Origin of the sequence: Dactylosporangium sp. NPDC000244 (assembly GCF_040300725.1) — a bacterium.
Lineage (GTDB): Bacteria > Actinomycetota > Actinomycetes > Mycobacteriales > Micromonosporaceae > Dactylosporangium.
This window is the reverse complement of record NZ_JBEPEH010000018.1, coordinates 46,845-60,201: the sequence shown is the minus strand read 5'-3', so window position 1 is coordinate 60,201 and position 13,357 is coordinate 46,845. Positions and strand designations below refer to the sequence as shown.

13 protein-coding genes are annotated in these 13,357 nt (G+C 75.3%); 10 read left to right on the top strand and 3 right to left on the bottom strand.

What is annotated here, in order from left to right:
* Positions 1-22: 22 nt before the first annotated feature.
* The gene (locus tag ABT369_RS25645) at positions 23-172 is read left to right on the top strand and encodes a hypothetical protein (RefSeq protein WP_350615554.1); all 150 of its coding nucleotides are present in this window, start codon (positions 23-25) and stop codon (positions 170-172) included.
* The gene (locus ABT369_RS25640; protein WP_350615553.1) at positions 162-773 is read left to right on the top strand and encodes a hypothetical protein; all 612 of its coding nucleotides are present in this window, start codon (positions 162-164) and stop codon (positions 771-773) included. Before ABT369_RS25645 ends, ABT369_RS25640 begins: the two co-directional genes overlap by 11 nt.
* Before the next feature lie 9 nt (positions 774-782).
* On the opposite strand, the gene ABT369_RS25635 is transcribed toward ABT369_RS25640, so the two are convergent.
* Positions 783-1,025 carry an anti-sigma factor family protein gene (locus ABT369_RS25635; RefSeq protein ID WP_350615552.1) on the bottom strand — a complete coding sequence of 81 codons (243 nt, stop codon included), beginning with the start codon at positions 1,023-1,025 and terminating at the stop codon, positions 783-785.
* A gap of 298 nt (positions 1,026-1,323) precedes the next feature.
* Here ABT369_RS25635 and ABT369_RS25630 point away from each other — a divergent pair, with 298 nt between their 5' ends.
* Both ABT369_RS25630 and ABT369_RS25625 read left to right on the top strand, forming a co-directional pair.
* Complete coding sequence (locus ABT369_RS25630) at positions 1,324-1,611, top strand: YbaB/EbfC family nucleoid-associated protein (RefSeq protein ID WP_350615550.1); 288 nt, start codon at positions 1,324-1,326, stop codon at positions 1,609-1,611.
* A 185-nt stretch (positions 1,612-1,796) separates the two neighbouring features.
* Positions 1,797-4,220: a hypothetical protein gene (locus ABT369_RS25625; RefSeq protein ID WP_350615548.1), complete on the top strand. Its 2,424-nt coding sequence runs from the start codon at positions 1,797-1,799 to the stop codon at positions 4,218-4,220.
* A 40-nt stretch (positions 4,221-4,260) separates the two neighbouring features.
* On the opposite strand, the gene ABT369_RS25620 is transcribed toward ABT369_RS25625, so the two are convergent.
* Positions 4,261-4,902: a response regulator transcription factor gene (locus ABT369_RS25620; RefSeq protein WP_350615546.1), complete on the bottom strand. Its 642-nt coding sequence runs from the start codon at positions 4,900-4,902 to the stop codon at positions 4,261-4,263.
* A 272-nt stretch (positions 4,903-5,174) separates the two neighbouring features.
* Between ABT369_RS25620 and ABT369_RS25615 the strand changes: the two genes are divergently transcribed.
* From ABT369_RS25615 to ABT369_RS25590, 6 genes are all read left to right on the top strand, one after another.
* The gene (locus ABT369_RS25615) at positions 5,175-6,032 is read left to right on the top strand and encodes a hypothetical protein (protein WP_350615545.1); all 858 of its coding nucleotides are present in this window, start codon (positions 5,175-5,177) and stop codon (positions 6,030-6,032) included.
* A gap of 2 nt (positions 6,033-6,034) precedes the next feature.
* The gene (locus ABT369_RS25610) at positions 6,035-6,694 is read left to right on the top strand and encodes a response regulator (RefSeq protein WP_350615543.1); all 660 of its coding nucleotides are present in this window, start codon (positions 6,035-6,037) and stop codon (positions 6,692-6,694) included.
* 144 nt (positions 6,695-6,838) lie between these two features.
* Complete coding sequence (locus ABT369_RS25605; protein WP_350615542.1) at positions 6,839-7,393, top strand: sigma-70 family RNA polymerase sigma factor; 555 nt, start codon at positions 6,839-6,841, stop codon at positions 7,391-7,393.
* On the top strand, positions 7,390-9,678 hold the full coding sequence (locus ABT369_RS25600) for a hypothetical protein (RefSeq protein WP_350615540.1): 2,289 nt from the start codon (positions 7,390-7,392) through the stop codon (positions 9,676-9,678). Before ABT369_RS25605 ends, ABT369_RS25600 begins: the two co-directional genes overlap by 4 nt.
* Positions 9,675-10,487 (top strand): hypothetical protein, encoded by an 813-nt coding sequence (locus ABT369_RS25595; protein ID WP_350615539.1) that lies wholly within the window; start codon positions 9,675-9,677, stop codon positions 10,485-10,487. The genes ABT369_RS25600 and ABT369_RS25595 overlap by 4 nt, the downstream gene beginning before the upstream one ends.
* Positions 10,488-10,588: 101 nt before the next feature.
* Positions 10,589-11,782 carry a sensor histidine kinase gene (locus ABT369_RS25590; protein ID WP_350615537.1) on the top strand — a complete coding sequence of 398 codons (1,194 nt, stop codon included), beginning with the start codon at positions 10,589-10,591 and terminating at the stop codon, positions 11,780-11,782.
* Positions 11,783-11,854: 72 nt separating this feature from the next.
* On the opposite strand, the gene ABT369_RS25585 is transcribed toward ABT369_RS25590, so the two are convergent.
* Complete coding sequence (locus ABT369_RS25585; protein WP_350615536.1) at positions 11,855-13,135, bottom strand: EAL and HDOD domain-containing protein; 1,281 nt, start codon at positions 13,133-13,135, stop codon at positions 11,855-11,857.
* Between the last annotated feature and the right edge of the window lie 222 nt (positions 13,136-13,357).

The following is a 13,357-nucleotide window of genomic DNA, read 5'->3' as shown; positions in this document are numbered from 1 at the left end:
CCCCGCAGACGGGACACCCCTCATGACCGAGCACCGCACCGCGCAGTTCCCGGCGACCGGCCCCGCGCACCGGGAGTGGTACAAGCGCGCCGTCTCCTACGAGGTCCTCACCCAGGCCTGGTTCCGCATCGCCGGACCGGCCCGGCGGAAGGAAGACGCCCATGTCCGATGACGGCGAGCTGTTCGAGGCGAGCCTCATGCTGCTGGCCGCCGCGGCGGTGCCCCATGTCGTCCAGCGCGGCGGGCCGCCCGACCCGTGGGACGCCTTCGCCACGGGCGCGCCGCTGCGGGTCGAGTTCGACTCGGCGGCCGCGGCGGCCCGGTTCATCGACCTGATGGGGTCCATTCCGGAGGCTCAGTGCTGGATGCGCCGGCGCGTGACGGGCATCCGGCGGCGGTACGAGACCTTCGTCGTGGACGTCGAAGGGGCCGAGCCGACGTCGGTCGTGCAGCGCCTGCGCGAGGAGTGGAACCGCAACGCCGGATTCTTGTTCGACGGCCGCGGGGTGGCCGGCTCGGAGCTGCGGGCGCGGGCCGCGGCGGTCTGGCGCTCCGCGCTGCTCACCGCGGGGCCGAAGGTGACCGCGTCCGGGCTGCGGGTGCGGGAGCGGCACCGGTCGTCGGTGCGGCTGCTGGTGCGGGCGGCTCAGGTGCTGGGCGTGACCTGCCGGGCGCGGCCGGCCCGCGGCTACCAGACGATCCAGGTGGCCGGGCAGGGTGTGATCACCCTGCTGTCCACGATCCGCCCGGCGACGCGGACGGTCCGGCGGTGAACGCGACGCCTACGCCGCTGGGGCCGCCGGGCCGGGGCCCGCCGGTGGCTTGGCGAGCAGGCCGGGCGCATGCCGGACGATCTGCAGGACGACCGCGCTGAGCTCGTCGAACTCGGCCTGGCAGCCCTCGCACCGCAGCACGTGCGCCTCGACGGCGTACTCCTCGTCCGGGCTGAGGTCGTCCTGGAAGTACGCGACCAGCTGGTCGAGAACGTGCACGTTCACGGCTTCGACGCCTGGATGTGCGCTCATGTGGCCCCCGTACTCCCGCACCTTGATCGGGTCATGGATCGAGGTCTCCATTATTCGTGCGCCTGGCCGAGCAGCATAGCCGCTGATCGTGGCCGGGCGGTGACAGACGGCGGCGAATGTGCCGCCGGTGGTGCCACGCGCGCACGGGCGGCATCCGGCCGTCACCGCGCGTGAACCACCGCCGCGCGATGAACCGGACGCCGGGCGGTGCTCGTTCCCTGGATGCCGGGGACCACCGTCGACCGGCCACCACACCGGGAGGGAAGGCGTGATGACTCAGCCCGAGCACACTGCGTCAATGCTGGACCAGGCGTTCGCGCTCCGCGACCAGCTGGCCACGGCGGCGTCCACAATGGAGGAGTCGGAGGTCACCGAAGCCTCCGGTTGCGTCCGGCTGACCATGACCCTCACCGGCCGGCTCACCGCGGTGCACATCGACGCCCGGGCCGCGGAGGACGTCGCGGCCATCGAACGGCACCTGCTGCTCGCCCACGCGGCCGTGGGCGACACGATCCGCCGCCGGGCCGAGGACATGCTGGGCCCGTTGCGGGCGTTCGTGGCCCAGGCGTCCGTACCACCGCAGTGACGGCCTCGACGAGGCCGCCGGTCAGCACAGACCCGAGCTGTTCCACCAGCGGGTCACGGTCGTGGCCCGCGCGGCCGGATCGACCGGTGCCCCGCGAACCTACCGAGGAGGCAGGGCCGGTTGATGACGATCACGACGAGACACCCGGGCGACGGCTGCCGCCGGGGCCGGGCGGGGTGCGTGCGGTGAGGACCGAGACGCCGACCGGCGGCCCCTTCGAGCTGCGGCTCGTGGCCGCGCACGACGGCGGGCTGGCCCGGCCCGCAGCGCCCGGGCGGTCGCTGAGCGCGACGGACCTCGCGGCGCTGGTCGGGCGGGCCGGGCTGCCGGACGGGCCGGTGCGGATCGCCGCACCGGTCGGGGAGCAGCACCTGCCGACCCTGGCCGTGCTCGCCGGGCTGCTCGACCGCGAGATCCTGTTCCCGCCGGCCACGGCCGGGCCACGGCCCGCACGCCCGGCGGCCGTGGCCGGGGCGGACAGCGACCCGGCCGACTGGTGGTCGATTCCGGCGTCCGGGCGCATCGACTCGGTGGCCGCATGGTTCCGGCTCGTCGGCGAGCCGGTGCTGCCGCGTACCGGGCCCGTGACGCTGCGGCTGCCGGGCGGCGGCCTGATGTTCGCGACCCGCGAGACCTTCGGACCGGACCGGACCGCCGCGGAGGCGATCCGGCCTGGGCATCCCGGGATCGTCACGGTCTGCGTGCGGGTCCGCGACGGCGCATTCGTCATCGGCGAGTACAGCGGGCGCTCCCGGGGTCACGACGGGCTGCACCTGGCCGCGGGCCTGGCGCAGCTGCCGCTCTACGGGGCCGAGCTGCGGATGTGGCTGACCTGGCCGGCCGGCGGCGGCGCCCGAGCGCGGCTGCGCGACGGGCTGCTCGATCTCGCCGACGCCACCGGCGGGACGGTCTGGGCGCCCCGCGAGGGCTCCCGCGCCGCGCTGCTCGACGGCTGTCACGACCTGACCGCGATCGGCCCGGACGGCGAACCGACCGGCTGGGAGGCCTTCGGCGCGATCGGCCGGCCCGCCTACGAGTCCGATGTGGACGGACGCCTGGTCCCCGCCGGCGGCGTCCGTGTCCAGGCCCTGCCGGGCATGCTCTTGAGCACCCATCCGGACCGCGAACGCGAGCTGGCCCAGCGCTACGGACAGGCCGACCCCGCCGCCGCGTTCGGCCTCGAGCTCGCCGTGCTGGCCGACGGACGGCTGGCGCTGCGGTACGCCGACGGCGGCTTCCTCGCGGCCGGCGCCCGGCAGCTCGAACGGCTGCTGCGCGACGCCGGCTGGGCCGGCGGTCCCGTGACGCTGCTGTCGCCGCTCTCCCCGGAGCAGGTGGCCGGCGCCCAGCAGCACGCCGCCGATCTGGCCCGTCAGCTCGGGGCGCCGGTCGAGCTGGCCGAGCCGTCCACGGCCGACCGTCTCCGGGACCGGACCTCCGGCACGAGCCGGCCCCGCCCCGAGGAGGCGTCCATCGGGGGCGCCGGGGAACAGATGCCGGTCTCGGCGGTGCCGTTGCGGCCCGTCGCGGTGCCCGCGCAGGCCCCGCCGCCGGACGAGTCCGGGCCGGCGCACAAGCCCGCAAACTCGTGGCTTGCGCAGATGCGGCGCGCGGCCGCCGCTCCCGTGGCCGGCGACCGGCCGTCGGGCGAGCCATTGGACGAGCCGTTGGGCGAGCCGTTGGGCGAGCCGGCTAGCCCGCCGCGGCCGAGCTCGTCACGGTTCTTCGACGGGCCTCGGATCGAGCCGGTCGTGCGAGGCACGCCCCCGCACGGGATCAGCTGGCTGCCCGCGCAGCCACAGGCCAACTCGGAGGAGTTCGAGGTCCACATCGCCTGCCCGACCACCCCCGACCGGATGGTCACCGACGGCGTCCCGAGCCCGCACCTGTTCCTGCTCGGCCATCTCGACCAGGGCGGGCTCGCCGCACGGACCGACGCCGAGTGGCTCGTCGCGGTCCGGGTCGGCCCGGGCGGGGCGGTCGACGTGACCGCGAGCGAGGCCGTCGTCCCGGACCGGCTGCGCGCCGCGCTGGGCCACAACGACGTGTACCTCCTGCCGGCCGCGTGGCTGTCGCGGGCCAGCCTCCTGGCGGCGTACCGGGTGACGCCCGGCGGGGTCGCCCCGCCCCGGTGGCTCACCGGCCGGCCGCTGCGCATCCAGAGCCAAGGCGCGGAGCACGGCGTGGCCGGGCTGCCGAACGAGGTCGTCCGGTGGCCCCAGAGCTCGCTGCGGACCACCGTTTCCTGCTTCGTGGTCGTCCCCGAGTCGCCGGAGCCGCTGGGCACCTGGCTGCGGCTGCACCAGCACCGGCCCGCGCCCGCGGCCGGGCACCGGCTGCTGGAGCTGCGAGTCGGGCGGCGCGCGGCCGTCGACGTGCCGGCCACCGCGACCACGCTGCGGCGACTGTCCGCGCTGCGCAGCCGGGCGGAGCGGCTGACGGACGACGGCGTCGACCTGCTGCTGCCGGCCGGGTCCTACGCACAGACGACGATCCTGCGCGAGTACCGCTACGACGCCGGCGGCTGGCAGCGCCGGCCCGGCGCCGAGGGGCAGACGCTCGCCGGCTGGGCCGTCTCCGGCACGCAGACAGTGCACGCTCATGGGTGACGGGCACCGCGGCTGCGGTACCGCCGGCAAAGCCGAATCGTCAGGCGGCCGGAAAGCGCCGAAGATCGCCGGACATGTGGCCGAGCTCGATCGCCAGGCGGGTCAGCTCCGCCTTGTTGCCGGCGTTGAGTTTCGCCCGGATCCGCTTCGCGTACGTGTTGACGGTCGCCTCGGTCAGCCCCATCCGGCCGGCGATCTGGGCGTGGGTGAGGCCGCGGGCGATCCAGCGCAGCGTCTCGACCTCGCGCGGCGCGAGCCCCGCCGGGTCCTCGCTGACGTGGCGCACGACCTCGCCGCGGAACCGGCCGGTCAGCCCGGGCGAGACGTAGAACCCGCCGTGACCGACCGCGTCGAGGGCGGCGACGATGACCGGGCCGTCGCAGTGGCTGGAGACGAACCCGCAGGCGCCGGCCCGCAGCACGGCACCGAACGTCAGCGGCCCCTCCCACGAGGAGCTCACCACGACCGGCGCCCGCGCGCCGAGGCACTCGATCGCGGCCAGGACCGGCGTGCTCGCCAGCTGCGGCAGATCGAGGATGGCCACCCGGAACCGCGTGTGGGCGTCGAGCTCGTCGGCGGCCGGCACCGACTGGGCGACCGAGAGGCCCGGCGTCTCGGCGATGAACTTCTCCAGCCCGGCCCGCCGGACCGGGTGGTCATCGACGATGGCGACAGCAAGCATGATGGCGATCCTCCTCATCCGGGCCGGCACCGGCGGCCACCCCTCGGCGACCCGTCCCCGCACCGGATCAGTGCCCGGACCCGGGGAGGTCACGACCGGATGACGTACGCCGGGCCAGGCCGGTTCACGGACGCCCCGCCCGTAGCGGCGGTGGACACGAACCGTCAACCTGGACGACTCCGCCGGTGGTTGCGCCGCGATCATTTTCACCGCACCATGGTCCCCTGTTGGGGGAAGGGCTTGTGCAGCGAATGGATCTGACGACTCCGACCATGGCAACTCCCACCGAGGGCTCCGAGAGCACCGAGCAGCCCGGCCGCGGCCGCCGGCACGCCGACGGCACACAGCGCGCCGCCACGCTTCGCCGCTGGCGCAACATCTGCCTGATGGCCGCGATCGGCCTGATCACGGTGGCGGTGCCGCCACTGCTCATCCCGGGCGACGATCCCGCGGCCGACGATGCCCAGCCCAGTGCGGGGCCGGCAATGGGCGCGGTGACGAGTCAGGGCACCGCGGCGGCGCCGTCGGCGAGTGCGGGGGCGTCGGGCGGCCCTTCGAGCGGCCCGGCCACGGCGGCGCCGAGCGGCACCGCGCCGTCGGCCACCAGCGGTACCGTCGCCGCCTTCTCCCCGCCTGCGACGGACCGCTCCGGTGCGGTGCCGTGCGCGACCTCCGGCGGGTCGGCGTCGCCGCCGGCCTGCACCGTCTACACCAACACCCTCGGCCCCGGCTGGCAGGTCGCCGCGGCGAACGGCAACGTGTTCGCGGCCGAGCGGGTCCCCGGCTCCGACGTGGTGGCCATCCGGATCGAGCCGAAGGAGAACGGCACGACGGTGTGGCTGAGCGCCGCCACGGCCGCGACCATGCCGGCCTCGCTGCGGCTTCGGATCTACGGCGGCCGCGTCAACGGCACCGTGGCCCGGCTCTCGCTGTCCTCGACGACCGAGCCGAACCGCAGCCGGACCGTGCTCGTCAACGCGCCGGCCGACGTCTGGACGGACTTCACCTTCCCGGTCGCCGACCTGCTGCCCGCCGGTGGCCAGACGGTCCAGCGGATCGACCTGACCGTCGTGCACGAGGCCGTGCCGCACGCCTACCGGTTCTTCGTCGACGACATCGCGTTCGTGTGACCATGACCGACTCGCCCATCAAGGTGCTCATCACGGACGACAACCCGATCGTCAGGTCCGCGCTGCGGGCGATCCTGAGCAACGAGCAGGACATCGTGCTGGTCGGCGAGGCGGGCAACGGCGAGCAGGCCCTCGACCTGGCCCGCCAGACCGATCCCGACGTGACCCTCCTGGACCACCGCATGCCGGTCGCCGACGGTCTGCACGTCGTGTCCGAGCTCAGCCGGTACACCTCCGTCCTCGCCCTGACCAGCGACGACAGCCCGCGGGTCATCGCGGCGATGCTCCGCGGCGGCGCCCAGGGCTATCTCGTTCACGGGCACTTCGACGCGCCGGACCTGGTGCGGGCGGTGCGCGCGGTCGCCGCCGGGCAGGGCTGGCTGTCGCCGGTGGCGGTACCGATCGCGACGGCGGCGCTGCGCAAGGAGGACGACGACGACCGGCTCGAGCGGTGGCGGGCCGACCTGGCCCGCCGGACCGGGCTGACGGCCCGCGAGCGCGAGATCCTCACGCTGCTCGGCGCCGGCCTGACCAACGGGACGATCGGACAGCGGCTCGGCCTCACCGAGAAGACCGTGAAGAACCATCTGAGCAGCGTCTTCGCCAAGATCCAGGTGGTCAGCCGCACCGAGGCCGCGGTGCGCTGGAACACGCCGTCCTGACGGTGCCCCAAAAGGGGGATCCCCTGTCCCGGAAATCGGGACCCTCCCCCGGCCGTGAACCGGGATCTTCGCCCCATCCGCCGGGGGACCTTGATCCGTACCGTTTCCGCTGTCGGCATCGAGGCGGAAATGAGGACGACGACGATGACACGATCCGTGCCGGGGGGAATCGACGACTCGCTGCGGCAGTTGTACGACCAGCACGCGTCGTCGCTGCTCACCTACCTGCTGCGGCTGACCGGCGGGGACCGTCACTGGGCCGAGGACGTCCTGCAGGACACCCTCATCCGGGCCTGGCGGCACCCGCAGGCGCGGCGCCCGGACGGCACGTGGAGCCGGGCCTGGCTGCGCACGGTGAGCCGGCGGATCCTCATCGACGGCATCCGGGCGGCCCGGGCCCGGCCGACCGAGCTCGGCGACTGCCAGATCGACGAGCGGCCTGACGGCAACGGCCTCGCCCAGCAGGTCGTCGACGCCACCGGGGTGCGGGAGGCGCTCGCCGCGCTGCCCGAGCGGTTCCGGGAGGTGCTGGTCGCCGTGTACGTGCACGACCGGCCGGTGAACGAGACGGCGGACCGGCTCGGGGTCCCGCCCGGCACGGTCAAGTCCCGCACCTTCTACGCGCTCAAGGCGCTGCGCGTCGAGCTGCTGGCCCGCGGCTTCGGCGACGACGATCCGACCGAAGGCCGCGCCGCATGACCGCGCTGCCGGGGCTGGCCGACCTCACCCTGACGCCCTGCGGCGACCGTGGACTCACGGCACCCGGCGTCCGCGGTCCGCTGTCGGCGCCGCAGATCGCCGCGCTGGTCGACGGCGCGGCCCTCGGCGTGCGGGTCCTGCTCGCCGACGGCGCCCGTCACCGGGACCTCCTCGCCGGTGTCGCGCACATCCTCGGCCGTGACGTGTTCATCGCGCCGGCCGGGGCCGACATCCGCTCCGTGCCGGCCTCGACCGGGCCCGAACCGGTGCCGGTCGACCGGGCCACCTGCTGCCGCACCGACTGGCTCGTGCTGCAGCCGGACGTCGGGCAGCCGCTGCCGACCTGGTTCACGCTGACCGCCGGGATGGTCCGCCCACGGCACGGCATGGTGACGATCCCGCTGGCCGGCGGGCTGTGCCTCGCCACCGCCGACGACTTCACCGTCTGGCGGGCCCGCGCCGCCCGGCTCGCGCCCGGGCACCCCGGCCTGGTCACGATCGGCGCCGGCACCGCCGCCGGTGACCTGCTCACCGGCGGCTACGACGGCAGTGTCCGGCACCGCACCGGCGAGGAGTTCGCCGCCGAGCTGGCGACGCTCACGCTCTACGGCCGGGACGTCCGGCTGTGGCTGGACTGGCCCGGTGATCCCCGGCACCGGCAACGGCTGCGGGCCAACCTCGAGCGGCTCGCCCGCGCCACCGGCGCCGTCGTCTGGGCTCCCGGCCCGGATGCCCGGCTGCGCGTCGCCGACGACTGCGGTGACCTCACCGTCAGCGGCGGTGCGTGGGAGGCGTTCCGCCCCGGCCGGGCCGGGCCGCCCCGCTTCGAGAGCGACCGCGACGGACGCCTCGTGCCCGCCGGCGGCTTCGTCGTGCGCCGGTACCGCGGGGTGGCCGCGGTGTCGGTGCCGGACCACCGCTACCGCGACCTGCTGTCCGTCTACCCCCGCGTCCGGCCCCGGCAGGGCATTGTGGTCGCCGACCTGACCGTGCTCGATGACGGCCGGCTGGCCGGGCGGTGCACCGACGGCAGCGTCCTCGCCGTCGGCGCGGCCCGGCTGGGCCGGATGCTCGGCGACCCGGCGGCGGTCGGCCGCGACGTGGCCCTGCTGGCGACGGTGACCGGCCGGCAGCTGGACGGGCTGTGCCGCTACCTGCGCCACGCCGCGCCCAGCCGCACGGTCCACCTGGCGGCGCCCGGCGCCGAGATCGTCGTCGCCGACGATCTGCCGCGGGTCGTCGGCGTCGACGGCCGGCCCGGCACCTGGGTCCGCGTCGGCGACGACCCCGCCCCGCGGTGGGAGAGCCGCGACGGCTGGCTGATCCCGGCCGCCGGCGCCGCGGCGGCCCCACCCGCCGATCCGCCGGTGGACTGGCCGGCGGAGCAGCAGCTGGATTGGCCGGCCGGGCCCGTGCTCGGGCCTCGGCTGGAGTCGGCGGCCCGCGGCGACCGCAGCCACGCGCTGACCTGGCTGCCGGACCGGCCGCAGGTCAACGCCGACCCGTTCACGCTGTACGTGGCCGCGGGCGGCGACCCCGCGGCCGGTGTGGCAAGCCCGCGGCTGTTCCTCGTCGGGCGGCTCGACCCGGGCGAGCTGGCCGGGGAGGTCCGCGACGGCTGGCTGCTGCAGGTCGAGGTCGGCCGGCACGGCGCGGTCGACGTCCCGGCCAGCGACGCCGTCGCCCCCGGCTCCACGAGCCTGGCCGCGGCCCGGCTCGGGGCGTTCGTGCTGCCGGCCGGCTGGCTGGACCGCTGCCGGGCCGTGTCGGCGCTGCGCGTCTCCGGCGGCGAGCTGATCGGCGCCGAGCCGGTGCCGCACGAGCCGGTGCGGATCAGGTGCCTGGGTGCCGGGCACGGCATCGCCGGCCTGCCGGAGGAGTCGGCGGTCTGGCCGGCCCCGCTGCGGAGGTACCGCCGCTGCTATGCGCTGCTCCCCGTCGGTACCGGTCCCCCGCCGGGGCTCGCCCTGCTCCCGCGCCCGCCCGCACCCGACCGGGAACACCGGCTGGCCACGCTGCGCGTCCGGTCCGGTGACGCGCTCGACGTCGCTTCCACCGCGGCCCGGCTCGCCGACCTGCCGGCCGTGCGGGCGGACGCCGGCCGGCTCCTCGACGCCGGCACCCGGCTGCTGCTGCCGCGACGGGCGTACCGGGCCACCCAGGTCGTGGCCCTCGCCGACGCCCGCGGCGCGCACTGGCAGCTGCGGCCGCACGGGGCTGGGCGCAGTGTCGCCGCCTATCTGGCCCGGGCCGTCCGCGACCGCCACGAGGATCTGGCGGCATGAGCGTGTCGCAGGCCGTCGCAGCGCTTTCCCAGGCCGGGCCCCTGATCCAGGCCGCGCTCGCCGTCGCTGTCGCGCTGCTCGGTGCCGGCGCGGTGCTGCAGCTCGCCCTCTGGCGGCTGCGGGCCCGCCCGCGGCCCCACCACCGTCCGCGCGCCCCGCTCGCCCTCGGTGCGGCCCCGGCCGCCGAGCCGGACCCCGGCCCGCCCGAGGCCTGGGACGACACGCCCGGCGAACCCGTCGACGACCCGCTCGACGAGCCGGACGAGCCATTCGGCCGGCGAGTCTCTGACGGCGCCGAGGAGGAGTCCGGCCGGGACGCCGACGCGATCGTGCGGGCCGAGGTCGTGGCCGGTCCGACTGCGGCGGCGGTCAGCCTGATCGGCGCGCGGCCGTATCGGGGGGCGCCGGCGTTCCGCTGGACCGCGCCCGGCGTGGCCAGCGCCTACCGGCCGGCCACCGTGGTGCTCGGCGTGCACCCCGAGCACGGCGCCCTGGTCGTCGACCTCGCCGCCGCCCCCGACGTGATCACGGTGACCGGCGCCCACGCCGACCGGATCCGCTACGCCCGCTACCTCGCCGGCCAGTTGCTCGCCGGCGGCACGACCGTGGTCGCCGGCGAGGAGCTGATGGGCCGCTCCGACACGCCGCATCCCGCCTCCGGCGCGCTCGCCGTCGTGTTCCACGCCGGGCCGCGCGGGACGCCGCCGCCCGCCGGGCCCGGTGGAGTGCCGACGGTCCTCGTCCTCGTCGGTGACGTGCCCCGCGCGCGCTGGTCGATCGTCGCCCGCCCGCGGGGCGCCGCCGGGTAGCCGCCGCCACCCGGTGAGCGGCAGTAGTTGCGCCGGGGCGCCCGAAACCGGACGATGGGCAGCGTCCGCGAAACGATCATCGTTGGGGAACCGATCGGCCCATGACGTCCCTGCCGTCGCCGGAACACCGCGTGGCCCGGATCGACCCGTCCGTGGCACCGGCTGCCGTCTGCCGTTCGCTGCTGCTCGCGCGCGCGGCGGTCGTGCTGGTCGCGTCCGGCTCAGGGCTCCTCGTCGTCGACGAGCCGTGGCGCGTCGCGGCCGTGCTCGCCATCACCGCCACCGCGACCGTCGTCATGGTCAGCGTGCTGACCCGGTGGCCGCAGACGGTACGTCACCCGTACCTGGCGCTGCTCGCCGACCTCGCGGTGGCCCTGGGGCTCCTCGAGGCCGGCATGGCCGGCATGGCCTACTTCTGCTACCTCGCCGGCTCCGCCGCGCTCGCCGGCTCGCTGAACGGGATGCGCGCTCTGCCGGTGTGGTTCGGCTATGCGGCGCTGGGCTTCGCCACCTCCGACACGCTGCTGCAGCAGACCCGCACCTCGCCGGACGTCACCGCGTTCATCGCCGCGTTCCCGGTGCTGTGCATCCTGGCCGGCTTCGGCGCCGCGACCGCGACGAACGCGCTCGTGCGCTTCATGGCGCTCAGCGTCGACACCATCAGCCGCGCCCAGCAGTCCGCGGCCGCCTCGGAGCGCGCACGGCTGGCCCGGGAGCTGCACGACTCGGTCGCCAAGACCTTGCGCGGCATCTCGTTCGCGGCCCTGGCACTGCCGCAGTCGCTGCGCCGCCAGCCGGCACTGGCCGAGCAGCTGGCGATGACCGTGTCGCAGGGCGCCGAAGCCGCGGCCCGGGAGGCCCGGGAGGTCGTGGAGGGCCTGCGGGTCGACACCGCCGACCAGCCGTTCCCGGACGCCGTGCGGATGGTCTGCCGGCAGTGGTCGGAGCGGGCCGGCGTGGAGACGGCGGTCAGCGTCGGCAGGGTGGAACCACCGGTGGACGTGCGGTACGAACTGGTACGCATCCTTGGGGAAGCCCTCACGAACGTGGAGCGGCACGCGGCCGCGACGCACGTCTCGGTCCGCGTCACCGACACCGCCGGGCAGATCGAGCTGATCGTCCACGACGACGGCCGCGGATTCGAGCAGCGAGACCTGAAAAGCTGGCACGCCGACGGCCACTTCGGCATCGTCGGCATACACGAGCGGGCCACCCGGGTCGGCGGCGACCTGAGGCTGAAGACCGCCCCGGGCGCCGGGACGACACTGACCGTCAGGTTCGGCCGCCCCTCCTGAACGCGCCCGCATCGCGCCGCACACCCGCATAGTGGTGGCGATGCGCAGCATGCCCGCCTTCTCCTCGAACGCTCAGCCGGCGAGGGCGTGCAGCCGTTCCTCGGCGCGGTCCGGGATTTCCTGGCTCAGCTCGCCGAGGACGCCGTTGGCCCAGCGCAGGGCCGACAGATACGCGGCGACGATCGCGCCCGGTTCGCCGTGGTCGTTGTCCGGGTCCGGGTCGGTGTAGGCGCGCGCCGCGTACAGGATCGCGCCGAGCGGACCCTCCCCCGCCCGCAGCGCCCCGCCCAGCTCCGGCCCCAGCGGCAGCCCGTCCACGATCTCGTCGACGGGGACGGCGAAGTGGTCGGCGACGGCGGAGAGCAGACCGCCGAGGTACGCCGCGTCGCCCTGCCCCTCGGCCCCCGGGAACTCGGCGGAGTCCACGAGCAGCTGACACAGCCGCGCCCGGACCAGGATGCGCGCGAGCTGTTCGTGGTCGGCGGTGGTGAGGTCCGAGACGAGCATGAGCGTGACCCACTGCCGCAGCCGGTTCAGCCCCATCGCGACGATCGCCTCGCGCACCGACGTGACCGTCCGGTTCAGTCCGAACGTGGCCGCGTTCGTCGCGCGCAGCACGCGCATGCTCAAACCGGCATCCTGGCCGACGAGCGCCACGACCTCGTCGAGTTCCACGTCGTCCGCCGTGAGCGCGGCGAGCAGCCGCAGCCGGGCGAGTCTGCCCGGGGCGAGCGCCGAGGTCGTGTCGACGTGCGGCCGCCCGAGAATGTGCCCCTGGAACAGATCGAACCCGAGCTCGAAGGCGAGCCGCAGCGACTCCGCGCTCTCGAGGCGCACCGCGACGAGCTGCAGGTGGGCGTACCGCCGGCAAAGCTCCACACACGCGCGCACTCCCGCCTCGTCGGCCCCGAGCATGTCGATCTTCACGTAGCTGACCAACGGCAGCAGCACCTCACGGGGCCCGCCGCACACGAAGTGATCGATCGCGAGCGTAAAGCCACGTTCGGACAACACCGTCAGCCCGGCCACGAGCTGATCGTCGACCTCGACGCTGGCGAGCACCTCGAGCACGGCCTGGCTGTAGTCGAACGGCAGCGGCAGCATCCCGGTCAGGAACGCCTTGGTGACGTTGAGGAAGCACACCTTGCCGCCGGTGAGCTCCTCGAGGCCGAACTCGGTGAACGCCGCGACAAGAACGCGCGCAGTGGCGTGATCGTCCGTGCGCGCGGCGCTCAACGCATCGGTGCCGGCCCGGAACAGCAGCTCATACGCGACAACGGCCCCGTCCCGGTCGTAGATCGGCTGCCGCCCGACATGCGCGGTCGTGCCGCCACCAGTGCCCAGTTGCTCCACCCGTCGATTGTCGGCCCCAGCCCCCATCAATGCTGCCAAAACCGGCAAATCGACAGCAAACCCCGGGGCTCGCAACCGGCACGAGGGGCGTCGGCTGGCCGAACCAGGAGCGGACGCCCGCGCTTGAACTGGGGCCGGTCGCGGCTGCCTGCGCAGGCCAGGACGGCCACTTCGACAGCGATTTTCGAGGCCACAACGGCACCCGCCTTTCACTGCCGGGCG

What these genes read in the sequence shown, in the direction of transcription:
- ABT369_RS25605 (WP_350615542.1), top strand. Translation starts at nt 6,839, where the DNA reads ATGACACGATCCGTGCCGGGGGGAATCGACGACTCGCTGCGGCAGTTG.
- ABT369_RS25640 (WP_350615553.1), top strand. Translation starts at nt 162, where the DNA reads ATGTCCGATGACGGCGAGCTGTTCGAGGCGAGCCTCATGCTGCTGGCC.
- ABT369_RS25610 (WP_350615543.1), top strand. Translation starts at nt 6,035, where the DNA reads ATGACCGACTCGCCCATCAAGGTGCTCATCACGGACGACAACCCGATC.
- ABT369_RS25630 (WP_350615550.1), top strand. Translation starts at nt 1,324, where the DNA reads ATGCTGGACCAGGCGTTCGCGCTCCGCGACCAGCTGGCCACGGCGGCG.
- ABT369_RS25615 (WP_350615545.1), top strand. Translation starts at nt 5,175, where the DNA reads ATGGCAACTCCCACCGAGGGCTCCGAGAGCACCGAGCAGCCCGGCCGC.
- ABT369_RS25590 (WP_350615537.1), top strand. Translation starts at nt 10,589, where the DNA reads ATGACGTCCCTGCCGTCGCCGGAACACCGCGTGGCCCGGATCGACCCG.
- ABT369_RS25620 (WP_350615546.1), bottom strand. Translation starts at nt 4,902, where the DNA reads ATGCTTGCTGTCGCCATCGTCGATGACCACCCGGTCCGGCGGGCCGGG.
- ABT369_RS25645 (WP_350615554.1), top strand. Translation starts at nt 23, where the DNA reads ATGACCGAGCACCGCACCGCGCAGTTCCCGGCGACCGGCCCCGCGCAC.
- ABT369_RS25595 (WP_350615539.1), top strand. Translation starts at nt 9,675, where the DNA reads ATGAGCGTGTCGCAGGCCGTCGCAGCGCTTTCCCAGGCCGGGCCCCTG.
- ABT369_RS25600 (WP_350615540.1), top strand. Translation starts at nt 7,390, where the DNA reads ATGACCGCGCTGCCGGGGCTGGCCGACCTCACCCTGACGCCCTGCGGC.
- ABT369_RS25635 (WP_350615552.1), bottom strand. Translation starts at nt 1,025, where the DNA reads ATGAGCGCACATCCAGGCGTCGAAGCCGTGAACGTGCACGTTCTCGAC.